Below are 26,949 nucleotides of genomic sequence, written 5' to 3'. Positions count from 1 at the left end.
ATAAAATGAATATTGTCACTCAACTACAGCAACAACGTAAGCTACTGACACTGGCCTTGCCAATGATTTTTTCTAATATTACCACACCTTTATTGGGCTTAGTTGATACCGCTGTTATCGGCCACCTTGATCATGCTTATTACTTAGGTGGCATAGCAGTGGGCAGCATGGTCATCAGCATTATGTTTTGGTTAACCGGCTTCTTACGCATGTCAACCACAGGTGTCGTATCACAAGCCCTAGGCCAGAATAATGCCACCCTCGCTTGGTCTTATGTTTTTCACTCACTAGGGTTAGCACTTACTATCTCGCTGGTGTTGTTGTTAACACAATCACCATTGAGCAATTTAGCTTTTGGCTTAATTGGTGCCAGTGAACAAGTCACCACCTTTGCTCAAGTATATTTTGATATTCGTATTTTCTCAACACCCGCAGTATTAGCTAATTTAGTGATACTTGGCTACTTAGTCGCCAGCCGACAAATTAAGTGGCTGGTCTATCAGTTACTGTGCATCAATATTATCAATATCGTGCTTGATATTATATTTGTGGTCTACTTAGATTGGGGAGTTTCAGGTGCAGCCAGTGCTTCAGTTATCGCTGACTACTGCGGCCTAGTACTCGTTGCAGCAGTGGTGTATCCAGCGATTAAATCGCAAAACATTGGCCAGTTAGTGCACTTTAATTACGCGATATTACAGCGCTTATTTCGGCTTAATCGCGATATCTTTATCCGTTCGCTCGCGTTACAACTGTGTTTGGCGTTTATCACGGCCACGGGCGCTGGGTTTGGCGATGTTTATGTCGCTGCTAATGCTATTTTACTCAATCTGTTTATGCTTGCTTCTTATGGGCTCGATGGCTTTGCATATGCAGCTGAGTCACTGGTCGGTTTTGCCAAAGGTCAGCGCGATCAACATAAATTGCACCAAACTGTTTGTCAGTCAGCTGGGTGGTGTGCTGTGGTTGGCCTGAGTTTTGCGATTGCTTTATGGCTTTGGGGCAGTACGTGGATTGGCTGGTTAACCGATATTGCTGAGGTGCGAGATTTAGCCGTGCAATATTTACCTTGGTTAATTGCTGTTAGCTGTGTCGCTTGGTTATCTTTTATTATGGATGGTGTATACGTTGGCCTAACTCTCTCGCATGTTATGAGAAATTCAATGCTAGTTGCTTGCGCGGTGTTTTTTAGTCTGTGGTATGTCGCGGCTGATTGGCACAATGATGGTTTGTGGTTAGCCTTTTGCGGCTTTATGCTGGTGCGGGGGTTAACGCTGACTGGTCATTATATGTTTAGCTATCGCCAAACTAAGTTATAGCAATAACAAAGCGACCACCAGAAAATAAGATGGTTGCACTTATTGCGCAACCGTCTGTATTGGTTATACCGTTTGCATTAATTACGTGATCTTGTTGTGCCTGAGTAAAATAAATTAGAACAAGGCGCTCGATTGACTAATAGCTGGCTATTGGGATTGAGAGCAACGCCGTTATTACTTATTCTAATTGGCACAAGTGGGCAATTATTAGATGCAAATGGTATTACTTTAAATAAGCTAAAGCATCGCCGTGCATATGTTCTATTTTCATGCCTTGTTCAAGGAACGCGTCACGAATAACACCGACCATTTCAAAGCGACCAGCGGCATAAATTTCATGCTGGCTCAAATCACTAAAGTCTTTAAGAACAGCATGGTGAACCAACCCGCTAACACCTTGCCAATCAGCTGGGGTATTTTCAACCACAGGAATTAGCGTCATGTTGTCATGCGCAGCGGTCAATTGCTGTGCTTCTTCCAAGACGTAGAAATGCGCTAAGTCTTTACAGCCCCAGTAGATAGTCACTGGGCGCTGATCATTGTTGGCAACCAATTCGCGCAAAATAGAACGAACGTAGCTAAAACCAGTGCCACCAGCAATCAAAATGATAGGTCGCTGATTGTCGTTATTTAAATCGGCATCACCAAAGGGCGCTAAGATCGTAATTTCTTGATCTTGCTTCATCCGCTCAATGACTTGCATCGGATAGCTATGCTGCTCAGAAGCACCGATGTGGAGCTCGATTAATTCACCGTCACTTGGCGCGCTGGCGATCGAAAATGGACGCTTGTCCTCATCCGACATTTTAACCATTAAATATTGTCCCGCTTTATACGTAAAGCCTTGCTCTGGACGCAATACCACGTGATAAACCGACTCATTAAAAGCGTGTAATTTTTCAACGCTACATCTAATCTCTGACATTAAAATACCTTGAAAGTTAATGATTTTTGCCAAGGATACCGTAAATGAGCTCGCTTGAATACCAGCTCAGAACAATATCACTACCTAAACGTAAACACCTGCATCAAGCGCCTTAGTCACTGGTGTTATTAGTGAAAATTGCCAAGTCGTCCCAAATGTCATCAACTTTGTCTTTAACTTCTTGAGTCATCTCAATTGGTTCGCCCCATTCTCGGTCGGTTTCGCCCGGCCATTTATTGGTGGCGTCCATCCCCATTTTAGAACCTAGTCCCGCAACTGGCGAGGCAAAATCAAGGTAATCGATTGGAGTATGCTCAATCAACAAGGTATCGCGCGCGGGATCCATTCGGGTGGTAATAGCCCAAATTACATCATCCCAACTGCGGGCATTAATGTCGTCGTCACAAACAATCACAAACTTGGTATACATAAACTGGCGCAAGAATGACCACACACCCATCATTACCCGTTTAGCATGACCAGGGTACTGCTTTTTGATGGTCACGATAGCCATGCGATAAGAACAGCCTTCTGGCGGTAAATAAAAATCGACAATCTCTGGGTACTGTTTTTTGAGGATTGGCACAAATACTTCATTTAATGCCACACCTAAAATCGCCGGCTCATCGGGCGGACGACCGGTGTAGGTACTATGGTAAATCGGATTTTTACGATGGGTGATATGAGTGACAGTAAAAACAGGAAACTCTTCCACTTCGTTATAATAACCGGTGTGGTCGCCATAAGGTCCTTCTGGCGCCATCTCGCCTGGCTCAAGATACCCCTCAAGCACAAATTCAGCACTGGCTGGCACTTCTAAATCATTAGAAATACTCTTAACCACTTCGCTGCGAGAACCACGCAATAATCCAGCGAATGCATATTCAGACAAAGTGTCTGGCACTGGTGTGACTGCACCAATTATCGTTGCCGGATCCGCTCCTAAAGCAACAGATACTGGGTAACGTTCACCAGGGTTAGTTTGTTGGAATTCTTGATAGTCTAACGCGCCGCCGCGATGAGATAACCAGCGCATCACCAATTTATTTCTACTGAGCAATTGCTGGCGATAAATCCCTAAATTCTGGCGTTCTTTATGCGGGCCTCGGGTAATCGTTAAACCCCAAGTCACCAATGGCGCGACATCGCCGGGCCAACAATGCTGAATAGGCAACATCGTTAAATCAACATCGTCACCAGTAATCACCACATCCTGACAAGGCGCACTGCGCAACCGCTTGGTTGGCATGTTGAGTACCTGCTTATACAGCGGCAACTTATTCCACGCATCTCGCATGCCCCGTGGCGGCTCAGGCTCTTTAAGTTCTGCCATTAGCTCACCCACCTCACGCAAAGCGGACGCATCGGTCTTGCCCATGGCCAAAGCGACTCGCTCAGGGGTACCAAATAAATTGGTTAAGACAGGAATGGTTGAACCTTTAGGGTTTTCAAACAATAACGCTGGCCCTTTCGCCCGTAACGTTCGGTCCCCTATTTCAGTCATTTCAAGGTAAGGATCAATTTCTTGGGTGATGCGTTTAAGCTGACCAAGTTTTTCCAGTTGCTCGATAAAATCACGCAGATCTTTATATTTCATTATTAGTCTTTATCAGATAAATAGGGTTTGATACCGTCGATTGTATCAAACCCTATTATTATTGTATCTAGTGCTGTGTTCACTGCTAACCGTTAACGGCTAACTTTGAGTGGCAGGTACCGCATTCAAGGCTTGCTCAACAACGAGCTTAAATTGTGCTGGCTCCTGAAAGCCGACCACTCGTAAATTTTTAAGCTCATTACCTTGGCGGTCAAATAAAATAATGCTCGGCAGCCCCAACACCGCTAACTTGTCTTGCAGCTCGATATCAAGTGCATCAGTATTGGTCACATCAGCTTGAATCAAGCGCATATTAGCCAGTAATGGCTCAACACTAGGATCAGAGAAGGTTTTAGTTTCAAAGTCTTTGCAAGCGACACACCAGTCTGCGTAAAAGTCTAACATCACTGGCACATTGTCGGCCTTAGCCAGCGCTAATTGCTGCTGCAATTGCTCGTAACCTTTAACCTGAATAAATTCAACCTGATGCTCAGGGCTAGTTTTCCCAATCAACGTTTGATTGCCAAGCCAAGGCAGAGCCACTGTTAACGTACCAAGAATTAATATCACTGACGCCAAGGTATGTCTAATGCTGTGCATCATGCTGTGCTGAGTTTGCTTGTTGTGGTGTAACAAGTATCCCGCTAATGCCACGGCCCATAAGCCCCAGATCATCATGCTGATAGTCTCGTTAATAAACCTGCTGAGCAATATCACGACCACGGACAACAGCATAAAGCCAAAGATCCCTTTAACCACTTCCATCCATGCACCAGCCTTTGGCAACAACTTACCACCCGAAGTACCCATTAGTAACAACGGTACTCCCATGCCTAAACTTAAAACATACAGGGTAATGCCACCAAGAAATAAATCGCCCGTTTGCGCAACATAAAGCAAGGCGCCCGATAACGGCGCAGTGGTACAAGGTGAAGCCACCAGCCCAGAAATCATGCCCATTGCAAAAACGCCACCATAACGGCCACCTTTTTGATTGTTAGACAATTGATTGAGCTTATTTTGCCATGATGACGGCAGTTGCAGATTAAACACCCCAAACATCGACAAAGCTAAACCGGTAAACAAAATCGCGAGCGCACCTAATACTAATGGGTGCTGAAAGGCCGCCTGAAATTTCAAACCGGCTGACGCCACGACTAAACCTAATGCTGAATAGGTAATTGCCATGCCCTGAACATAAGTAAACGACAATAAAAAGGCCTGACGGGTCGACAGTTGGTTACCCGAGCCCATGATAATGCCAGATAAAATTGGATACATCGGAAAGACACAAGGCGTAAAGGCTAAACCAACACCCAAACCAAAAAACAATAATAAGGCCAAATAGAAACTGCCGCCGCTGAGCAAACTGGCAAATTTACCTTGCTCACTGGTTAAGTCACCCTGCTGGTTCGCCGCTGGTCCAGATAATTCAGAGCCAACTGATGGCGAGACAGGTAATTTCGAAATAGTGGTGGTAGTAACATATTTAGGATCGAAAAATACCGTCTTGGTGGTCGGTGGATAACATAAACCAGCGTCAGCACACCCTTGATAGCGAACCGTAATCTGATGAGGTTTATCGCTAGGGCTTAACGCAAAATCAAATGCCGCGGCTTGATAATAAACAACTTGCTTACCAAAATAAGGGTCGTCATGCATTTCACCTTCAGGTAAAACCAAAGGCTTTATTTGAGCGGTATCACTGGTAACTTTAAACTGATGCTGATAAAGGTAATATCCGGGCTCAATCTGCCAATTGACAAAAACTTTGTCATTTTGTTGACTGAAATTAAACTTGAAAGCCTGCTCTACCGGTAAAAACTGTGGTTCATCATCAAAAAAACTGCCAGCAGTGACCGGGATGAATAAAGAAAAACAGACCGCGACGTGGGCAAATAGTAAGCCAAATGAGCGCCCAGAAAAACGTGTAAACATCAGTGTAAATTACCTTTTAACCAATCTAAATATGCTTTGTTACCACTAATAATAGGTAACGCAATAACCTCAGCGACATCGTACGGATGAAGCTGCAATATTTTATCTTCAAGCGCTTGATACAAACTCTTACTGGTTTTAATTTGCAACTGAACTTCACGAGCTTGCTCAAGCTGCCCCTGCCAACTGTAAATCGATTCAACATTGGCGATGATATTGACACAAGCGGCCAACTTAAGTTCAACCAAGCTTTGTGCTATTTGCCTGGCACTGTCTTCATCAGGGCAATTACAAGTTACTTGAATAAATTCGGTCATAACAATCCTAAAGTGATTACTAACATATAATATCGGGCGAGCTCGCTTGAATTGTGCTAGTTTACCCCAATATTAATAGCAGGGTATTGGTTTTATTTAAATCCCACCCTGCTATTGCAAGTTACCGAAAGATTTCAACATGTTGATTTCTTTATATAAATAAATCAATGAGTGAAGTTAGCGTGTTTATTATATTATTTCTTATTTTTGTTATCGTTCCTATTATTGAAATATCAATTTTAATTCAGGTCGGTGACTACCTAGGCCTAGTGCCGACCATTGCTCTGGTTATCTTAACCGCCGCAGTTGGTGCTTCGTTGGTGCGTAGCCAAGGATTAAAAACCTTGCTGTCGGCTCAACAAAAGATTCAACAAGGCTTACAACCCGGCCAAGAAATGCTCGAAGGCGTGATGCTAGCCGTTGCGGGCGTATTATTAGTTACCCCTGGATTTGCCACTGATGGACTCGGACTGTTATTACTACTGCCTGTAACCCGACAAGCCTTTGCCAATTACTGCCTGACTAAAATGATTAAGCGCCAAAGCGCTAACGATCCGTTTGGTGGCCAAGGTTTTGGCTCAACCCAGTCACAATCAGAAGACATCATTGAAGGTGAATTTGTCAGTAAAGACCAAAGCCGCATCAATCAAAGTACTGCTCAAGACAATGTTCAAAACAATGCCCAAAGCAATGCTCAAAGCAATGCTCAAACCAACGAACAAGACACTGAACAAGCCCGAAACAAGCACAACCAATAACAATTTAGCCGACGACTATCTTCATCGTCGGCCATTTCCCAACTATCACTTGTCACAAAACTATCCATTTATTAGCGAAATAAAAGGATAATAAACAACCAACTAATCATTGACTAACACCTGAGATTGCCAGAGAATCAATAAGACCCATCGATTTGATACTTAGACGTAAGGACACGTAGTGAGCACTCAACAAAGTCAATTAAAGCTATCAATTCGTTCGAGTTTGCTGTTATTTACCGCCGCGGTAACTCTAATCACGGCATCGATAACCATTGGGCTGCAGTACTATTTTAGTAAAAACCTCGCGACCCAATCCGCTTTCTCGTTGTACGAGCTTTCAGCCGACAATACCAGTGACTATATTGCTTCCTTAGATACCAAAGCCCTTAATGCCTCAAAGATCTTATCGCTGCACAGCGACTTGACCGCCAACAACTGGATAAAACCACAAACTCGCGAACTATTCGCCCAAATAATGTTAAATAACCCGGTGTTTTACGCGATTTATGTCGGCTTTGACAATGGTGATTTTTACGAGTTAATTAACCTTGATTCGGCCCCTATCGTCCGTAATCAATATGGCGCTCTGCCTGAAGATCGTTGGATTGTAGTCACAATAAAAGAGCATAACGGCCAACGATTACGTCATTACAATTTTTTAAATCATGATTTTAAACGACGAACAGTCACCCAGCAGCAGAGTAATTTTTATGCCACCAAACGCCCTTGGTATAATAATGCTAAAGCCCAGCAAACCCTTAAATCTGAGCCTTATTTGTTTCAACTGTTAAAAACTCCAGGCCAAACTTACTCAACCCGACTTGCTGATGGCAAGGCGGTGCTTGGCATTGATATCGCCTTAACGTCGATTTCTGATTATTTAATTCAACAACAAATAAATGATATCGGGCAGGTCTATTTATCAAAAAACAGCGGTGAAATAATTGCGTCCAACACCATGCCATATCAGCTAGACCCGGTTGCCGATATAGAACCTTTAGAGTTAAGCTCAGCACAGCAGAAATTCGTCGCAAACACACCGTTAATTAGCATTACTAATGCAACAGATTCTGCGCCACTTGATTTTGTAATCGCCGGACAGCCGAAAGGTTATGCGGTCGATATTATTTCTATTATTGCTAAAATGACCGGCTTACAATTTCAATACATCAATGGTTTTAGCAGCGCAAAATTAGCCGAAAAATTTAAGCATAATGACATCGACATGCGTCAAGCTGTCTACCATACTCACGATAATGAACGTGATGGCATATTGAGTAGCTCTTTTGCTAATTTAGCTTTTACCATCTTTACCAAACCGGCGGTACCAGATGTCACTCGCTTAGAAATGTTAGCAGGGCGGCGCTTGGGCATTGTCAAAGGTTGGTCTATTACCAATAGCCTCCAGCAAAATTTTCCGCGGGTTAACATCGTCGAATTAGAAAGCCGCAAAGAGGTATTACACGCCGTGCGCTCAGGCACTGTTTATGCGGGACTCGATGTTGAAGTTATCGTTAAGAATATTGCGCATCAGTTTTTTATTACCGATATTAAATACCATAATAATTTAACGTTTCTGCCGCTTAGCTTTCCCAATACCTTGCATTTTTTATCTCAACATCACAATCAGGAATTAGCACAGCTGATTGACTTTGCTATTGCTAATATTCCACCTAATAAGCTGCTAGCATTACAAGAAAAATGGTTAAGTACCAACAACAGTGTCAAAAATAAAATTACTAACGGTATTATTCCCTACCCTGAGCTCATCAATCCACACACGACTATACAACCAAATTCATCACCATTAACCACCACGGTTAATGATATAGACTATGTTATTTTTTCAAAAAACATCCTGCTTCATCCGCAAAATACCAGTCTATTTTCAATCGTTATTCCACTCGATAGAATCACCGCCAACAGTTTACGCGAAGCTAAATTTTCATCAATGATCGCCTTAGCAATCCTAACTTTTCTATTACCAACAGCTTGGTTTGCGGCCAAACCCTTTACTAACTACTTTAATAACATTAATAGCCAAAATGCTAAGTTAATTCACCACCAGCAGGACCAACAGGACCTACTACAAGCTTTTACCGGCATTATTAGTCAGGCGATTGATGATAAATCAAGCTCGACCGCCCAACATTGCAAACGCGTACCCCAATTGGCAATGATGCTAGTCGATTGTGCATCTAAATCACAACAACCAGCCTTTGAAAACTTTAGCTTTTCTAAAAATGAACGACGTGAATTTAGCATTGCTGCGGCGTTACATGACTGTGGCAAGATAACCACCCCGGATCACATCATTAATAAAGCCACAAAACTCGAAGGCGTTTATAATAGGATCCACGAAATAAGAATGCGCTTTGAGGTATTATGGCGCGACCTAGAGATAGAATACTTAGTCGAAGTATCACAAAAACCGTTAAATTACGCTTTATTGCAACAACGATTGCAACAGCAACGTGCCACCCTAGTTGATGACTTTGAATTTATTGCCAACGTTAATCTTGGCAGTGACTTTATGCCTCATCGCGATATTGTACGCTTACGCGCTTTGGCTAGCGTAACCTGGCAACGAAATTTTGACGACACCTTAGGTTTGTCTATCGCAGAAACAACACACCTTAGCCCCCGCTCGCTTGATTTCCCGGTCACCGAACACTTAATAATGGATAAACCTGAACACCTTGTCAGACGCCAACAACCCTTAGAGTTCGATCCAAAACATAATATTAAAATGAAAATTCCTGAGTATTTGTACAACAATGGCGAACTATACAACCTGTCAGTGACTCGCGGCACCTTGACGACCGAAGAGCGATTTAAGATTAACGAGCATATTATCAGTACCATAAAAATGCTTGAAACACTGCCGCTGCCACCAGAATTAGCAAAAATCCCTCGCTATGCCTCAACCCATCACGAAACCTTAAGAGGCAGTGGTTATCCAAGAAGCTTAACCGCAGAACAACTTAGTATTCCCGATCGCGTCATGGCTATAGCCGACAGGTTTGCCGCCTTAACGTCATCGAAAAGTCCGTATAAAGAACCTAAATCGCTCAGTGTCGCGATTGATATGTTATATAATATGGCCTTAGGAAATCAGATCGACATGGACATCTTCCAGTTGTTATTAACCAGTGGTATTTACTGGCAATTTGGTGAACTATTTTTAGAGCCAGAACAAATGGATCAAGTTAATATTATCAAATATCTTGAACAACCCGCTAACGCGACTATATAAAAATGGCAGAGGAGCATTGAGTAAAGTGTCACTTACAGAAACAACTCATGCCAAGCAACCAGATCAAGACAACCCATTAATTTGGCCCTTGCTGGGGCTACTAAAAAAAACAGACCACAGTTGGAAAATTCATTATTTGGCGACGCAGCTTAAACAGCACGGTTTGCTTATAACGATGGATCCAGATCCCAATCAAGACTTGTTTAAGCGTAACTTTCTGCTGATGAATGCGCTGTTTCAATTGCAAGCGCTGTTGCTGCCGCAGCAATGGCTGCAAGTACAGGCAATGGATATAAGAATATGCTCTTGCGTACCAACAGATCTCGCGTTAGAAATCCAAGCCGAGCAAAGTTTGCGTGAGTACTATCTAAACTGGGACAATTATCAGGTCAGTGGCGACTATATCCGCCAAATGTTAGAACAATTTTGGAGCCGTTATCAGGAACATATTGGTGCAGATAATAAATGCAGCGCTAACTCCAAAGACCGGCGAGCCGCCTTAATTGTTTTTGAATTACCTCAACAAGCCACCCAAACGGATATTCGCCAGCAATGGCGACGACTCGCACTGCGCTGGCATCCAGATCGTCACCAAGGCAATGCCGAAAAATTCAGAACCATGTGTGAAGCATGGCAGGTACTACGCGATTAATTTATTGGTTTTAAAGCTTGGTTTCACTTATCCGCAAGGCCAATAAATAGCTCGCCCCACCCATAATAATGTTAGCAATAGCAATCGCGGCAAATATGCCCGTCGCACCAAGCAAGGTATTACCTAACCAAGCCAACGGTAACATCAATAAAAATAAACGCGATAAATTAAGCGCCAACGAGCTGCCGGGGCGATTATAGGCATTAAGGCTGACCGCCAACATAATCACAATGCCGAGCGCGCCGTAAGCAAAAGGCACAATGCGTAAAAACACCACTATATACTCAATTACCGCGGTGTCCTGACTAAATAAATTAGCAATCGGTCGTGCTAATAATGCCACTACTACATAGCATACCAATTGCGTTAAGATTGAAAATTTGGCACTACCGACCAAAGCCCGTTGCGCGCGCAACGTCTGCCCCGCCCCAAGGTTTTGCGCGATAAAAGGCGTTAATGACGAAGACAACGCCATAATACTAATTAATAGTAACGACTCAATTCGAATGCCCACACCAAAGGCGGCCACCGCTGCCGTATCTGCACTGGCTAACATCGCCATAATAATTGCATTAATCAAAGGATTGATCATGTTTGACAGTGCCGCGGGCCGCCCTATTTTCAACACCGTTTGCCAGTGCCCATAACATTGACTAAAACTGAGTTTAACCCGGCGAATAAGATCGCTGCGATAAAGTAAAAATAACGAGCCTAACATCGAGAAAAACCACGCCAACAAGGTCGCTATTGCCGCGCCTTGCATGCCCATCGCAGGAAAAGGACCCCAACCAAAGATCAAAATAGGATCGAATATCGCATTGAGTAAGCCAGCGATTGCCATGACTAAGCTCGGCAATTTGGTATTACCGGTTGCCCGCAGCGCGCTGTTGCCCAACATCGGAATAACTAAGAAGATAATGGCGACATACCAGACACTAATATATTGCTCAATTAACGGAATTAAATGTGGCGGCGCGCCCAAGAAACTAAACAGCGGGTAAATCGAGACAATGCCAATGGCGCTTAACAAGATCACCAAACCAAGCCCTAAAATTAAACTGCTCACCACTAGATTAGCATCGTCATTGTTAGCACCTTGGCCCAACATTCGCGCGAGCGATGCCGACAAACCACTGCCAAGACCAATGATCACACTCGATAAAATTAAACCAACAGGAAAAGTAAAACTGATAGCGGCCAGTTCATCGGTACCCAGTAAACTAACAAACCAAGTATCGACTAAATTAAAGCCAAAAATGGTCAAAATACCCAAACCAGAGGGGATACTCATTTTTGTTAAGGTGTGGCGGGTTGAACCTTGCAGGAGATTTAATCTCAAAAGAAATCGGTAGCCTAATAAAAAAGAACTATTGTACCTGCGTTTTAATGATTTCCGGATAAATAAAACACGATAAATTGAAAAAATTATCAGCTAGCCCTTGGTTCTGTAAATTACACCCCCACCTCTTATTCACAAGCAAAAATAATCATAAACAATAAGTGCAGCCCGTGCTGTACTGACCCATATTTTGAAAATTATTAGGAGTTAACCATGAAAATTCGTCCTCTACACGATCGTGTTATCGTTAAGCGCACTGAGTCTGAATCTAAATCTGCTGGCGGTATCGTATTAACAGGCAGCGCCGCACAAGTATCTACTCGCGGTAAAGTACTAGCCACAGGTAACGGCCGTATTCTAGAAAGCGGTGACGTTCGTCCTCTTGATGTTAAAGTTGGCGACACAGTAATTTTCAAAGATGGTTACGGCGTTGAAAAAGAAAAAATTGACGGCGAAGAAGTATTAATTATGTCTGAAGCAGACATCTTGGCAATTGTTGAAGCTTAATCCCTTCATTGACCACTAATTAACAGAATTTAGGAACACAACATGACAGCTAAAGACGTAAGATTTGGAACTGATGCCCGCGTAAAAATGTTAGCCGGCGTTAATGTATTAGCAGATGCCGTCAAGGTAACTTTAGGGCCAAAGGGTCGTAATGTAATTATCGATAAAAGCTTTGGTGCTCCAATCATCACTAAAGATGGTGTAACTGTTGCCAAAGAAATCGAGCTAGAAGACAAATTCGAAAACATGGGCGCACAACTGGTTAAAGAAGTTGCTTCTCAAGCCAACGATGCAGCTGGTGACGGAACGACTACTGCAACAGTACTTGCACAGTCAATTATTACTGAAGGCATGAAAGCAGTTGCTGCGGGCATGAACCCAATGGATCTTAAGCGCGGTATCGACAAAGCAGTAATCGCTGCAGTTGCTGCTCTTAAAGATTTATCGCAAGAATGTACTGACAACAAAGCGATTGAGCAAGTTGGTACTATCTCTGCAAACTCTGATGTTAGCGTTGGCCAAATCATTGCAACAGCAATGGAAAAAGTGGGCACCGAAGGTGTTATTACCGTTGAAGAAGGTCAGTCGCTTGAAGACGAGCTAGACGTTGTTGAAGGTATGCAGTTTGACCGTGGTTACCTATCACCATACTTCATCAACAACCAAGAAACTGGTACGGTTGAACTTGATTCACCATTTATCTTATTAGTAGACAAGAAAGTTTCTAACATTCGTGAGCTACTGCCTACGCTTGAAGCACTTGCTAAAACAGGCAAGCCGCTATTAATTATTGCAGAAGACCTTGAAGGTGAAGCACTAGCAACGTTAGTGGTTAACAACATGCGCGGCATCGTTAAAGTAGCAGCAGTTAAAGCCCCTGGTTTTGGCGACCGTCGTAAAGCAATGTTACAAGATCTAGCCATTCTAACTGGCGGTACGGTTATCTCTGAAGAAATCGGCCTAGAGCTAGAAAAAGCAACTCTTGAAGATCTTGGTACTGCTAAGCGTGTAATCATTACCAAAGACAGCACCACAGTTATCGATGGCGCTGGTGATGAAGTTGCAATCAATGGTCGTGTTGCACAAATTAAAGCACAAGCACTTGAGTCTAGCTCTGACTACGACAAAGAAAAACTTCAAGAGCGTATGGCTAAACTAGCTGGCGGTGTTGCAGTGATTAAAGTTGGCGCAGCGACTGAACTAGCAATGAAAGAAAAGAAAGACCGTGTTGACGATGCGCTACACGCAACTCGCGCTGCAGTTGAAGAAGGCGTTGTTGCCGGTGGTGGTGTAGCTCTAGTACGTGCTGCTGCAATGATTTCTGGTCTAGAAGGTGATAACGAAGAGCAAAGCCACGGCATCGCAGTATTACTACGTGCCATGGAAGCGCCACTACGTCAAATCGTTACTAACGCTGGCGATGAAGCTTCAGTTGTTTGTAACAACGTTAAAAACGGCGAAGGCAGCTACGGTTTCAACGCTGCTAATGGCGAATATGGCGACATGCTTGCAATGGGTATCTTAGATCCTACTAAAGTAACCCGTAGTGCATTACAGTTCGCTGCATCAGTTGCTGGTCTTATGATCACAACTGAAGCGATGATCACCGACGCACCGCAAAAAGACTCAGGTGCTATGCCTGACATGGGCGGCATGGGCGGAATGGGTGGTATGGGCGGCATGATGTAAACGTATTGCCCAAATACTAGCACTTCCTAGAAAAGCCCGTAAGCTTATAGTTTACGGGCTTTTTTGTTGACTCCACTTCCTAATTCATTCCATAATATCCCACTACTTCCCAGAATTACTAGGTGTTAATGAGGGGTACCAGTGTTATTAGCCATCTTAAATTTGGCGCTTTAAATAGTCGTACCCCTCATTTTGTACCCCTCTTAGGAGATTTTAATGCCATTAACAGTGCTAGAAGTTAAGAATTTATCCTGCCCTGATGATAAGTCACAGATCAAGAGATCTGACGGTAACAACTTGTTCTTACTAATTAAAAGCGGCGGCTCTAAGCTTTGGCGGCTTAGGTTTAGACATGCAGGTAAGTATCAAGAAATGGCTTTAGGAAAGTACCCCTCCGTATCCCTAAGTGAAGCACGTAAATTGGCAGAGGAAGCTAGGGCGTCGCTAATTAACGGTATTAATCCGATGGATGTACGAAGAGAAAGAAAACGCACTAAAACAACTTCTAAAGATAAGCTGTTTGAAACAATTGCCCTAAAGTGGTGGGAACAACAAAAAGACTCTTGGTCTGATGATCATGCCGCTAGAATTAAACGCTGGTTGCTGGTGGACTCTAAATGTATAAGTAATCTCCACATTGAAGATATTGATGCAGGGCATATTACGGAATTAATGTTAGCCATTGAGGCTGCGGGTACGCCTAAAAAGGCTCCTAATATATTAGCCGTCATAAATCGGGTGTTTGGTTATGCACTGGCGCATAGATTAACGCGAGGCAACCCAGCCCAAGGATTACCGTTAGGTGACATATTAAAACCCTTACCAAAAGTAAAGCATAGGGCGGCAATTGTTAAGCCTAATGAGCTAGCCCAATTAATTAAAGACATCGATGCAACACAGTCAGGTAATTATTGTACCGCAGAAGCACTTAAGTTAATCCCTAGAGTCTTTTTAAGACCAACGGAAATAAGAAATTTAAAATGGGAATACATCGACTTTGATGATCTTTTGATTAGAATACCAGCCGAAAAAATGAAGCGAGAACGAGAACACTTAGTGCCAATGTCAAAACAAGTCGCTAAGCATCTAAAGGAAGTTAAAGCCGTTACTGGTTATTCTACATTGGTATTTCCAAATCAAAGAGACAGCAGTAAACCGATGAGTAAAAATGTATTAACGAATCGTTTACGCAGTTTAGGCTACCCCGCTGATGTGATGTCTGCCCACGGCTTTAGAAGTACCGCATCGACTATTTTACATGAAAAAGGCTGGGATCATGACGTGATTGAAGTACAGCTTTCACATTTGACAGGAACCGCAACCTCAAGAGCTTATAACCGTTCAATTTATTTAGCTGAAAGAACAAAGTTAATGCAAGAGTGGGCGAATTATTTAGATGATCTATCTAATATGGGTTAAGAAGGGTATAAAAAAATAATGAGCAAACTAGATAAACTAAAAGAGTGGTTCACACTTGAAGATGCCGCTAAACACATTTCCAAAAAGATTGATGAAACTATCACTATTGATGATTTGTATCGGTCGGCACTCGATGGGTATTTAAAACTTTCTGTATATTTTGTTAACAATGCCTATGGCATAACAGGGAAACTGTGTGATATTGATAATCAGCTACCGCAAGATTTTGATACAAAGAGGAGTGATGTTCAGAATATAGAAGGCATTTGGGATTTATCAATGCGTGGTTTGGAAGCTCATTTAATTGAAGAACATTTTGTACAGGGTAGCTCTGGATTAAGGCTTACACAGCAAAGTAAATATGAACATGGAATTTTACTACAACGAGACGGTGTTATCTGCAGACTTTACAAAGGATTCGATCGTAAGACGATATGTGATCCTAAATTCAACGAGTCAGAAGAGAGGCAACGTGCTATTGCGGAAGCACCTATGAGGGCTTTAGAAAATCATCTTAGGATTAACCATCCTCTACTTAGAACTGGTAGATTCGGCATCGAATACGCACCTTGTGCCAAATTTTCTGATCTCGGTTGTGTATTGATTATTAAAAGCCTTGAAGTCACTCGCTTCATCCAGTCCTTAGAAGATACACCGCAAGAAGAAAAACCACTTCATGATAAAGAACGCACTACGTTACTTACTCTCATAGGCGCACTTCTAAAAGAGCAAAATATAAACTATTCAGAGAAAGGTGCAGGTAACCCTGCTACTGTTAAATTGATAGTAGAGAAATCTGATATGACAATATCAGAAAATACCGTTCGTAAAATTTTTCGTCAAATCTCTGAGACTCTAGGTTAATCCACATTATTTTTAGATATTGAAAAACGCAATTGAGTATTTGCTTTCCGCAATTGCGTTTTTTACGCCCCCTCTTCCCGCATTCTCTTGGTCACATTCAATAAACGACCAAGAGAGCTTAAGATGTCTAAAAAATTCATTCGCTTACCAGAAGTAAAAAGTAAAACAGGTTTATCACGTAGCAGTATTTATTTACGTATGAGCAATGACGAATTCCCCCAAAGTATTTCATTAGGTAGCCGCGCAATTGGTTGGCTGGACGCTGATATTGAGCAGTGGCTTGATGAGTGCATTTCAGCATCTAAGGCGGCTAGCCATGGGTAGTCGTAATAACCCTAATCGTATCAAAATCCATCGCAGCTATACCGTAATTGAGGTTAGTGAAGCATTGGGCGTTCACCCCAAAACTGTGCGTAATTGGATTCGTGTTGGTTTACCTGTTGTAGATGAAAAACGTCCGCTCTTAATTTGTGGGGTTGACTTAAAAATTTATTTAAAACAGAAACGCAAAACTTACATGCATCGATGTGAAGTAAATGAAATGTATTGTTTCAAATGCAAACACCCTAAAAAACCAAGCATCGAATCGCTTCAGTTTATAGCAAAGCCTGCTGGCATGGCGCAAATGACGGGGCGTTGTGGCGAGTGTGGATGCAAAGCAAATAAGTATGTTTCTTGGCGTGACGTAAATCAAATTTGGCTTGAACTCGGAGGGAAATTACCGATAGCAGAGAAACACTTAAACCTGAGAGGAAAAGCTCTCTTAAATTATCCTTTAAATACGGTATTTGATGATGAAAAAAAGTAGTGTAAATAACGTTCGAATTCTGCATGAATACATCAAGTATTTGAGAGATGCAAAACGCCAAGATCATTCAACAATTGATGGAGCAATGAAGTCAATTAATCGCTTTGAAGAATATACGGGCTACCTTGATTTCAATAAGTTTAAGGCAAAGCGTGCTATTGGGTTTAAGAAGCATCTTCTTGCTCAAAAATCGATTGTGACTGGGGAAAAGTTGAGTAAGGCAACGGTGCTTACTGCAACTCGCCACTTAAAAATGTTCTTCCAATATCTCGTCACACAAAAAGGCTATCGAGCAAAAATCAACTACAGCGATATTGAATATTTCAATTTGTCTGAAAAAGATACTCGCATTGCCAATGCCAAGCGTAAAAGGAATGTGGCGACAATTGAGCAGATCATGCAAACCTTGGAAGTTATGCCTTACTCAACAACGATTGAAATGCGTGATAGAGCTTTAGTTGCCTTTGTAATCCTAACAGGCGCAAGAGACAGTGCTGTTGCTTCAGCGAAGATTAAACACATAGATATTGCCGAACAAAGTTTTTATCAGGATGCAAGGGAAGTAAATACAAAGTTTAGTAAAACCTTCACTACTTACTTTTTTCCTGTGGATGAGTTGCCATTAAAGATTTTGACTGAATGGATTGAGTATTTGATTAAAGAGCTTGGATATAAGCAAAATGAACCGTTGTTTCCAAAAACCAAGTTGGGACACAACAAAAACCAGCAATTTGAAGTTGTTGGTTTACTTAAAGATCATTGGAGTAATGCAAACCCAATCCGCAAGGTCTTTAAACAAGCCTTTGAAGCTGCTGGTTTGCCTTATTTTAATCCTCACAGCTTTCGTCATACTTTGGTAAGACTAGGTGAAAACCTTTGTCGATCGCCTGAAGAGTTTAAAGCATGGAGCCAAAACTTAGGACATGAAAGCGTGTTAACCAGCTTTTATAGTTATGGTGATGTGCCAGATTACAAACAAGCCGAACTATTGCGTAAATTAGCCGAGCCAGCTGATAGTATTTCTTCAGATATGGAAGATAAATTTAAACAATTTATGATGTTCCAAGAAATGATGGAGAAAAAATAAACCCATTAAATTAACCTGATTATCTGGTATCAAAAAACAGTCGTATATTGATACCAGTCTTCCATATCAAAAACTGGCATCATAAAAGTAGGGGGTAGCTTTTATGATACTTAAATTATATGATACCCCCATATTTGATACCTTCTATAAAAGTGAGTGACCAATGCGTATCTTCTCCTATTGTCGTGTCTCTACAACAGAGCAAACAACCGAGAATCAAATTATTGCTATCCGTCAGAAAGGGTATGAGGTGAGTGACTCTCGTGTTATCAGCGAAACGATTTCAGGTTCTGTTGAAGCAATGAAGCGAGATAAATTTAAGATGTTAATCAATCATCAGATAGAAAGTGGCGATATGTTGGTTGTCTTAAAGTTAGACCGTTTAGGCCGAGATAACATCGACGTACAAAACACAATCAAGCTGCTTACAGAGAAAGGCATTAAGGTTGTTTGCCTTGATCTCCCCATCGCAGATCTTTCTAGTGCTGAGGGTAAGTTGATGTTGCAAATGTTTTCGGCCTTTGCTGAGTTCGAGCGCAACCGAATTAGAGAACGAACAAAAGAAGGACTTGAACGAGCTAAAGCTCAGGGTAAAAAGCTAGGCAGACCAGAAGCCCACGCCACAACGCATTCAGTTCAAGCAAAGAAAGCCGAGGGCTTATCGCAAGCGAAAACCGCAGAAGCGTTAGGTTTGGGAATTGCTACAGTGAAAAGACATTGGAATAAAACGACTTATATAGTTTAGCTTGCAATGTGACGGAGGCAATAATTTTGGCTTCTTCGAATTTTGATTATTTATTATCGTTAATATTCTTTCCTAAGACTTCCTAAAAAGGCTCTTTAAATAGGAGGGTTATCAACCTAATCCATTAAATTTCATATATAATCTTTGATATGAACTGCACGTAACCGCAGTAATCCTAAGTTATTAGAGTAATAAAAAACATGGCAAAAGTACCCGCTAAAAAGATACCAACAACGAAAAAGAAAGAAAAATCATTTGAAGAAATACTCTGGGACGCAGCAAACAAGCTACGTGGTAGTGTTGAATCGTCAGAATATAAACATATTGTTTTAAGTCTTATATTTTTGAAATTCATCAGTGATACATTTGAAAAGCAAAGAGAAAAACTCATTGATGCTGGGCTTGAAAAGCATATTGATATGGTGCCAGCTTACACCAAAGATAATGTGTTTTATTTACCAGAAAACAGCCGTTGGAGCTTTGTTCAACAAAACGCTAAGCAAGAAGATATAGCGCTTAAAATTGATACAGCCCTAAGTACCATAGAAAAAACCAACAAAGCCTTACAAGGCGCATTACCAGATAACTATTTCTCTCGTCTTGGTTTGGATGTCAGTAAACTTTCTGCTTTGATTGATGTAATTAATAACATAGATACTCTAGCTAATCCGCACGAAGATGTGGTTGGGCGAGTTTATGAATATTTTCTTTCTAAATTTGCCATTGCAGAAGGTAAAGGTAAAGGCGAGTTCTATACCCCAAAAAGCATCGTTAACTTACTTGCCGAGCTTATCGAACCCTACAAAGGAAAAATATACGATCCCTGTTGTGGGTCGGGCGGTATGTTTGTTCAATCAATGAAGTTCATTGAGAACCATCAAGGCAATAAAAAAGATATTTCTGTTTATGGTCAAGAATATACGGGCGCAACCTACAAGTTAGCGAAAATGAACCTCGCTATTCGTGGCATCTCTGCCAATCTTGGTGCTGCCGCAAAAGATACCTTTGCCAATGACCAACACGAAACGCTTAAAGCTGATTTTATTATGGCAAATCCTCCTTTTAACCAAAAAGATTGGCGAGCCTCAGATGAGTTGGTTGATGATCATCGTTGGGATGGCTATGAAACACCACAAACAGGTAATGCTAACTATGGTTGGATATTGCATATGGTATCTAAGCTATCTGAAAATGGTGTGGCTGGTTTTATTCTTTCGAATGGTGCTTTATCAGGAGATGGTACTGAAAAGGCTATCCGTAAGAAGCTAATTGAAAATAACCTTGTAGAAGCAATTATTATGTTGCCTCGTAATATGTTTTATACCACTGACATTAGTGTAACTCTTTGGATTTTAAACAAGAATAAAAAAGCGCATTACGTTCCGCACGAAGATGTAACTCGAAACTATCGAGATCGTGAAGATGAAATTCTGTTTATGGATCTACGTCAACGTGGCGAACCATTTGAGAAGAAGTACCTTCAGTTCTCAGAGCAAGATATTAAAGACTTTGCAGAAACACTTCATACTTGGCAAGAAGTCAGAGCTAATGAGCAATACCAAAATATTGCAGAATTTTGTTACTCTGCGAATAAAAGTGAGATTGCAGCTAAGGATTACTCATTAGTACCAAGCAAATACATTGAGTTTATTAATCGAGATGAAAATATCGACTTTAATGAGAAGATGAATACTCTCAAATCTGAATTTAGTGAGCTTCTAGTTCAAGAAGAACAGTCAAAGAATGACTTGTTAAACGTCTTTAAAGAGTTGGGCTATGAGATCAAATTATAAAAAGTTAGGCCAGTTCATTCGAGATATTTCTGTTAAGAACAAAGACCTCAATGTTGAGCTATTACTCGGTGTAAGTATCACAAAGCGATTTATTACTTCAATAGCAAATACTGTCGGCACTGATATGTCGAAGTATAAGATCGTAAAACGTCACCAGTTTGCTTATGGTCCTGTGACTTCTCGCAATGGCGAGAAAATATCGGTAGCTTTACTCAATGAAGATGAGTGCCTTGTTTCTACTTCTTATACAGTGTTTGAAATAGTTGATACGGACCAACTTGATCCTGAATACCTAATGATGTGGTTCAGACGCTCTGAGTTTGACCGATATGCACGCTATATGTCACACGGTACGGTTCGAGAGCTATTTGGTTGGGAAGAAATGTGTGATGTTGAACTGCCAATCCCTGCCATCGAAAAGCAGTGGGAAATTGTGCGTGAATACAATGTGGTGAATGATCATATAGTGCTAAATGAGCAACTCACTCAAAAGTTAGAGGCCACAGCACAAGCCATTTACAAACAGTGGTTTGTGGATTTCGAGTTTCCTATCACTAAAGAATACGCAGAGTCGATTGGTAAACCAGAATTAGAAGGAAAGCCTTATAAATCGTCTGGTGGAAATATTGAGTCTTGTGAAGAGTTAAAAGTAGATATTCCAGCGATTTGGAAAACTCATTGTTTAGATGATGTTCTTGAACTGATTATTGATCATAGAGGGAAGACTCCTCTGAAATTAGGTGGGCAATGGAGTTCATCTGGTTTTCCTGCAATATCAGCTAAAAATATTAAAAAAGGTAAAATAGTCCAAAGAAATACAATTAGATTTGTAAATGATGAACTCTATGAAAAATGGATGAAAGTACCTTTGCAAACAGATGATCTCATTATGACATCAGAGGCCCCGATGGGAGAGCTTTTATATGTTGGTCAAAAAACAGATTTTCTTTTAAGCCAAAGGCTTTATGCGTTTAGAACCATTAAGTCAATGATTTCAGGTTACTACTTGTACTATTGGATGTTAAATCCATTATGTGTGAGAGATATGGAAGGTCGAGCATCAGGAACTACTGTATTAGGTATTAAACAATCAGAGCTAAGGAAAGTTAAGATATTAAAACCTGATTTAAATACGATGAATACATTTTCCAGATTGGTAGCTCCGATTTTTAAACAGAAAGAAAATATCGAAAATAGAAATGTAGCGTTAGAAGAACTAAGGAATATTCTTTTTTTAAGATTATCTAGGATTTAGACCATGAAATTCACAGAAGAAAGACTTGAACAAGCCATTATTGAACTGCTAGGGAAAGAAGGCTATCCACATACTCGTGGTGAGGCGATTGAACGGCTACCTGAAGATGTGCTGATTAAGTCCGATCTTCGTGAGTTTATAGCAAAGCGTTATCAAGCTGATTCAATCACTGACTCTGAAGTTGAATCGGTCATTCATAAGCTGGAATATCTCCCAGCATCAGATCTTTACGATACTAACAAAGCCATTATGAAGTTTGTTGCTGATGGTTTTTTGTTAAAGCGTGAAGATGCCAATCAGAAAGATTTATATATTCAGCTAATCGACTACGACAATGTTAAACAGTCATTACCGATAGTATTGAAAGAATTGCAAGGTGTTGCTGAGGCTAGTCCAAAAGACCTACCTAGTAGTGATAATAATATCTACCGTATCGTTAATCAGATGGAAATACAGGGCTATGAGCTGCGTATTCCTGATGGGATCCTTTATATTAATGGCTTGCCGTTAGTGGTGTTTGAGTTTAAAAGTGCCATTCGTGAAGAAGCAACTATTTATGATGCCTATAAGCAACTAACCACCCGTTATGACCGTGATATTCCAGAACTATTCAAATATAACGCTCTATGTGTGATCAGTGATGGTATTAATAACAAGATGGGATCTTACTTTGCCCCGTATGAATTTTATTATTCTTGGCGAAAAATCACGGGTGAAGAGAAGTTAGACAAAGACGGTATTGATTCTCTGTTTACTATGATCAGCGGTTTATTTAATAAGCAGCGTTTGGTCGATGTAATTCGCCATTTTATTTATGTACCTGACACCTCCAGCAAACAGGAGAAAATTGTTTGTCGTTATCCGCAGTATTACGCTGCAACTAAGCTCTTTACTAATATAAAACAGCATATGAAGCTTATTGATAAGCAAGGCAACTTGATTAACGAGAATGGCTTACGTGACGGTAAAGGCGGTACTTATTTTGGTGCAACAGGCTGTGGTAAGAGCTACACAATGTTGTTTTTATCTCGTTTGTTAATGAAAGATATTGAGTTGGGTAGCCCTACCATCATTTTAATCACTGACCGTACCGATTTAGATGACCAACTCGCTGGCACATTTACTAACGCCAAAGCTTATGTAGGCGACCAAAATATTATTAGTGTTGAGAGTCGAAGTGAGCTGCGTGAACACCTAAAAGGCCGTAAAAGTGGCGGTGTATTCCTTACTACTATTCATAAGTTTACCGAAGAATTAGCACTACTGACTGAACGTACCAATGTTATTTGTATCTCTGATGAAGCGCATCGTAGCCAAATTAATTTAGAGCAAAAGATTACCGTCACTGAAGATGGTGTGAAAAAGACTTATGGTTTTGCTAAATATCTGCACGACTCTTTACCTAATGCGACTTATGTTGGTTTTACGGGGACACCGATTGACGCAACGCTGGATGTATTTGGTGCAGTGGTAGACAGCTACACAATGACTGAATCTGTTTATGATGAAATTACCGTTCCTATTATTTATGAAGGTCGAGCTGCAAAAGTCTTACTTGATGGTAAGCAACTTGATCTCGTTGAAAAATATTATAAAGAGTGTGAAGACGCAGGCACTAATGAATATCAAATAGATAAAAGTAAAAAAACGATGGCGAGTATGTCTACCATACTAGGCGATCCTGACCGTATAAACGCTATAGCTAGAGACTTTGTTGAACATTATGATAATCGTGTAGAAGAAGGCTCTACTCAAAAGGGTAAAGCTATGTTTGTTTGTAGCAGCCGTGAAATTGCTTATCAATTCTACCAAGATATTATTGTGCTTCGTCCTCAATGGGATGAGGTGAAAATATGTGAAGAAGGTTCAACTTTATCAGAAAGTGATAAGAAAAAAGTTAAGCCGATGGAGCGAGTTAAAATGATTATGACTCGTAACAAAGACGATGATAAAGCGATGTGGGATAAACTTGGTAATAAAGAGTACCGTAAAGAGTTAGATCGTCAGTTTAAAAATGGTAAATCTAACTTTAAAATAGCCATTGTAGTAGATATGTGGTTAACAGGTTTTGATGTGCCGTTTCTAGATACTATTTATATTGATAAACCATTGCAAAAACATAATTTGATTCAAACTATCTCTAGGGTAAACCGTAAGTTTGAAGGAAAAGAAAATGGTTTAGTGGTCGATTATATCGGCATTAAGAAACAGATGAACTTAGCCCTTTCTCAATATACGGGCGGCCAAAAGCAAGATATTGAAGATATTAAACAATCAGTGATTGTGGTGAAAGATCACCTTAGTTTACTCGATGGTTTATTTCATCAATTTGATTCAAAACCCTATTATAACGGCTCCCCATTAGAGCAACTACAATGCTTAAACGCTTCTGCGGATTTTACGCTAAGAACCAAGAAGTTTGAAAAAACCTTTATGGACTTAACTAAGCGGCTTAAATCTGCTTATGATATTTGTGTGGGTAGCAACGAGTTAACTCAAGATCATAAAGATAAAATTCATTATTATTTAGCGGTTCGTACCATTGTTTTTAAAATTACAACGGGTGGTGCGCCTGATGTTGATCAAATGAACCGTAAAGTACGTGATTTAGTTAAAAATGCATTATTGAGTGATGGTGTTGAGGAAATATTTAAACTTGGTGAAGATAGTGGCGGCGAAATTAATATTTTCGATGCTGATTATCTCGCTAAATTAGAAGTGATTAAACAGCCTAATACTAAGCTTCAGTTACTTCAGCAGATGCTTGCCAAAGCCATTGGAGAGTTTAAAAAGACCAATAAAGTTAAGGGCGTAGATTTCTCTAAAAAGATGAATATGCTGGTTGAAAAATATAATGAGCGTGAAGAAAAAGACGTACTTAGATCTGAAGTGATTACCGATTTTTCAGATGAGATTATCAACCTATATAACGATCTGCGAGAAGAAATGTCTTCGTTTAGTGAGATGGGCATAGATTTCGAAGAAAAAGCATTTTACGACATTTTAATATCATTAGCTCATAAGTATGATTTTACTTACCCAGAAGATAAATTGCTGGATCTAGCGAAAGAAGTAAAAGCGGTGATTGACGATAAAGCCCAATATCCAGATTGGAATAAACGTGAAGATATTAAGGCTGATTTGCAATTTAGTTTAATCATTTTGCTAGATGAGTGGGGTTATCCACCGATTGATCGTGATGAAGTGTATAAAGAGATATTTGAACAGGCTGAGAATTTTAAAAGTCATAGAGCAGCATAAGAAATTACGGGTGTAAAATGGAAACTCAAAATAAGAACGAAGATGAAAAAATTGAAGGGTTAGATAATGCACCTTCTGAGTCTTGGGGCGACTATCCGCTAGATACTGTTTTTGTTAGAAAAGAACCTAGAACTGTTGGAGATATTGTAAGTCGGATAGATAAGGGAAGATATAAACTAGACCCAGACTTTCAAAGAGACTTTGTTTGGAACCTAACAAAGCAGTCTCGGCTGATTGAATCAAGTCTTATGCGAATACCTCTTCCTGTTTTATATGTAGCAGAAGACACTGATGGAAAAATTATTGTTGTTGATGGGCTTCAACGACTTACTACTTTTCATCGATACTTAAATAACAAATTTGCCTTAAAAGATGTTGGCAGCTCAGATCCTGAATCTGTGATATCGGGGAAAAAATTCGATGCATTGCCTATCCACTTACAAGAAAGAATAGAAGATACCCAACTTACGCTTTATATTCTAGATCCTAAAGCCCCCGAAAGAGCTAGATTGGATATATTTGAAAGGGTTAATAGTGGAGAACCATTAACTCGACAACAGATGCGAAACTGTCTTTATTCTGGGGAGTCTACTAGGTGGTTAAAAAAGGCTTCTCACATGGACTGTTTCTTAAAAGCCACTGGTCGCTCCCTTAAAATAAAGTCCATGAGAGATAGGGAAGTTATTAATCGGTTTTGTGCATTTTATATTTTGGGGTTTGATTCATATAAAGGAGATATGGAAGAGTTTCTTGCAGAAGCATTAACTTCTATGAATGAAATGGATGAGGATTCTTTAGCTGAGATGAAAGAAGCATTTTCTAGTGCTATGGAACTAAGTTATAAACTTTTTGGAAAACACTCATTCAGAAAGTCTCTAGCAAAAAATAATGGCGACGATTCACGTTCTGTGCTTAATATTTCATTATTTGATGCATTAGCTTCTCAGTTAGCTTTAAATCAAAGATTTTTGAAAGATATACACCCTAACTTAGTAAAAGAAAGAATATGTAAATTAATGGAATATAGTAAATTTACTTCAGCTATATCCTACTCAACTAACAACACAATTGAAGCCAAAGCCCGCCACCGATTGGCGAACAAAATGTTAAGTACCGCTGAAAAGGTGAGCATCGATGAAATCATTTATCTAGATATCATCGAGGAGCATTTTAAATACATAAAGAAGAGTATTTATAGCGAAAAGGCGTGTCAAATAGCACGTCACTTCTATTCTGAAATAGAGGAAGTAAAACAATTTACAGATTGGTCTGTAAAAGAAAATCTTCTAAGTGAAATTTATTTCAAAGTAGTGCTTGTTTTGGAGCCATATGAGTTAAATGAAGTACAAACTACATTATTAATCTCAAAATTGATGGAACAAGCGAAAGAGTACAATGTAAGCAAAGGGTAGGGAAT

Annotated in this window: 21 protein-coding genes; 16 read left to right on the top strand and 5 right to left on the bottom strand. The window is 40.6% G+C overall.

The features are described from left to right. Nucleotides 1–5: 5 nt before the first annotated feature. Nucleotides 6–1,319 carry an MATE family efflux transporter gene (locus HRU23_06385; GenBank protein ID NRA53756.1) on the top strand — a complete coding sequence of 438 codons (1,314 nt, stop codon included), beginning with the start codon at nt 6–8 and terminating at the stop codon, nt 1,317–1,319. A gap of 223 nt (nt 1,320–1,542) precedes the next feature. Here the strand turns inward: HRU23_06385 and fre are convergent, their stop codons facing one another. The 4 genes from fre to HRU23_06365 all read right to left on the bottom strand — a co-directional run bounded on the left by fre (nt 1,543) and on the right by HRU23_06365 (nt 6,096). Next, complete coding sequence (gene fre, locus HRU23_06380) at nt 1,543–2,244, bottom strand: NAD(P)H-flavin reductase (GenBank protein ID NRA53755.1); 702 nt, start codon at nt 2,242–2,244, stop codon at nt 1,543–1,545. A 112-nt stretch (nt 2,245–2,356) separates the two neighbouring features. Beyond that, nucleotides 2,357–3,841, bottom strand: coding sequence for a 4-hydroxy-3-polyprenylbenzoate decarboxylase (ubiD, locus tag HRU23_06375; protein ID NRA53754.1), 1,485 nt, complete (start codon nt 3,839–3,841; stop codon nt 2,357–2,359). A 99-nt stretch (nt 3,842–3,940) separates the two neighbouring features. After that, entirely contained in the window at nt 3,941–5,779 is a 1,839-nt protein-coding gene (locus HRU23_06370) for a protein-disulfide reductase DsbD (GenBank protein NRA53753.1), read from the bottom strand. Continuing rightward, nucleotides 5,779–6,096, bottom strand: a complete 318-nt coding sequence (locus HRU23_06365) for a divalent-cation tolerance protein CutA (protein NRA53752.1) — start codon at nt 6,094–6,096, stop codon at nt 5,779–5,781. Before HRU23_06365 ends, HRU23_06370 begins: the two co-directional genes overlap by 1 nt. Before the next feature lie 182 nt (nt 6,097–6,278). Between HRU23_06365 and HRU23_06360 the strand changes: the two genes are divergently transcribed. From HRU23_06360 to HRU23_06350, 3 genes are all read left to right on the top strand, one after another. Further along, nucleotides 6,279–6,854 carry an FxsA family protein gene (locus HRU23_06360; GenBank protein NRA53751.1) on the top strand — a complete coding sequence of 192 codons (576 nt, stop codon included), beginning with the start codon at nt 6,279–6,281 and terminating at the stop codon, nt 6,852–6,854. 181 nt (nt 6,855–7,035) lie between these two features. Continuing rightward, entirely contained in the window at nt 7,036–10,113 is a 3,078-nt protein-coding gene (locus HRU23_06355; GenBank protein ID NRA53750.1) for a transporter substrate-binding domain-containing protein, read from the top strand. Between the two features lie 25 nt (nt 10,114–10,138). Next, the gene (locus HRU23_06350) at nt 10,139–10,765 is read left to right on the top strand and encodes a DnaJ domain-containing protein (GenBank protein ID NRA53749.1); all 627 of its coding nucleotides are present in this window, start codon (nt 10,139–10,141) and stop codon (nt 10,763–10,765) included. A gap of 10 nt (nt 10,766–10,775) precedes the next feature. Here HRU23_06350 and HRU23_06345 read toward each other — a convergent pair whose 3' ends face one another. Next, a complete protein-coding gene (locus HRU23_06345; GenBank protein ID NRA53748.1) occupies nt 10,776–12,056 on the bottom strand; it encodes an MATE family efflux transporter in 1,281 nt (426 codons plus the stop codon). A 261-nt stretch (nt 12,057–12,317) separates the two neighbouring features. Between HRU23_06345 and HRU23_06340 the strand changes: the two genes are divergently transcribed. From HRU23_06340 to HRU23_06285, 12 genes are all read left to right on the top strand, one after another. Further along, entirely contained in the window at nt 12,318–12,611 is a 294-nt protein-coding gene (locus tag HRU23_06340) for a co-chaperone GroES (GenBank protein ID NRA53747.1), read from the top strand. 42 nt (nt 12,612–12,653) lie between these two features. Beyond that, the gene (gene groL / locus HRU23_06335; GenBank protein NRA53746.1) at nt 12,654–14,300 is read left to right on the top strand and encodes a chaperonin GroEL; all 1,647 of its coding nucleotides are present in this window, start codon (nt 12,654–12,656) and stop codon (nt 14,298–14,300) included. 216 nt (nt 14,301–14,516) lie between these two features. Further along, on the top strand, nt 14,517–15,719 hold the full coding sequence (locus HRU23_06330) for a tyrosine-type recombinase/integrase (protein ID NRA53745.1): 1,203 nt from the start codon (nt 14,517–14,519) through the stop codon (nt 15,717–15,719). A gap of 18 nt (nt 15,720–15,737) precedes the next feature. Beyond that, entirely contained in the window at nt 15,738–16,583 is an 846-nt protein-coding gene (locus tag HRU23_06325) for a hypothetical protein (protein ID NRA53744.1), read from the top strand. A 123-nt stretch (nt 16,584–16,706) separates the two neighbouring features. Then, nucleotides 16,707–16,907, top strand: coding sequence for an AlpA family transcriptional regulator (locus tag HRU23_06320; protein ID NRA53743.1), 201 nt, complete (start codon nt 16,707–16,709; stop codon nt 16,905–16,907). Beyond that, nucleotides 16,900–17,391, top strand: coding sequence for a helix-turn-helix domain-containing protein (locus HRU23_06315; GenBank protein ID NRA53742.1), 492 nt, complete (start codon nt 16,900–16,902; stop codon nt 17,389–17,391). The genes HRU23_06320 and HRU23_06315 overlap by 8 nt, the downstream gene beginning before the upstream one ends. Continuing rightward, complete coding sequence (locus tag HRU23_06310; GenBank protein ID NRA53741.1) at nt 17,378–18,478, top strand: site-specific integrase; 1,101 nt, start codon at nt 17,378–17,380, stop codon at nt 18,476–18,478. The genes HRU23_06315 and HRU23_06310 overlap by 14 nt, the downstream gene beginning before the upstream one ends. A 163-nt stretch (nt 18,479–18,641) precedes the next feature. Then, a complete protein-coding gene (locus tag HRU23_06305) occupies nt 18,642–19,223 on the top strand; it encodes a recombinase family protein (GenBank protein ID NRA53740.1) in 582 nt (193 codons plus the stop codon). A gap of 200 nt (nt 19,224–19,423) precedes the next feature. Continuing rightward, complete coding sequence (locus tag HRU23_06300; GenBank protein NRA53739.1) at nt 19,424–21,016, top strand: SAM-dependent DNA methyltransferase; 1,593 nt, start codon at nt 19,424–19,426, stop codon at nt 21,014–21,016. Further along, nucleotides 21,000–22,271 (top strand): restriction endonuclease subunit S, encoded by a 1,272-nt coding sequence (locus tag HRU23_06295; GenBank protein ID NRA53738.1) that lies wholly within the window; start codon nt 21,000–21,002, stop codon nt 22,269–22,271. The genes HRU23_06300 and HRU23_06295 overlap by 17 nt, the downstream gene beginning before the upstream one ends. A 3-nt stretch (nt 22,272–22,274) precedes the next feature. Next, a complete protein-coding gene (locus HRU23_06290; GenBank protein ID NRA53737.1) occupies nt 22,275–25,532 on the top strand; it encodes a type I restriction endonuclease subunit R in 3,258 nt (1,085 codons plus the stop codon). A gap of 17 nt (nt 25,533–25,549) precedes the next feature. Further along, nucleotides 25,550–26,944 (top strand): DUF262 domain-containing protein, encoded by a 1,395-nt coding sequence (locus HRU23_06285; protein NRA53736.1) that lies wholly within the window; start codon nt 25,550–25,552, stop codon nt 26,942–26,944. Nucleotides 26,945–26,949 lie beyond the last annotated feature (5 nt).

The organism is Gammaproteobacteria bacterium, from assembly GCA_013214945.1.
Lineage (GTDB): Bacteria > Pseudomonadota > Gammaproteobacteria > Enterobacterales > Psychrobiaceae > Psychrobium.
The sequence above is the reverse complement of the archived record's forward strand: the minus strand, read 5'-3'. Positions and strand labels throughout refer to the sequence as shown.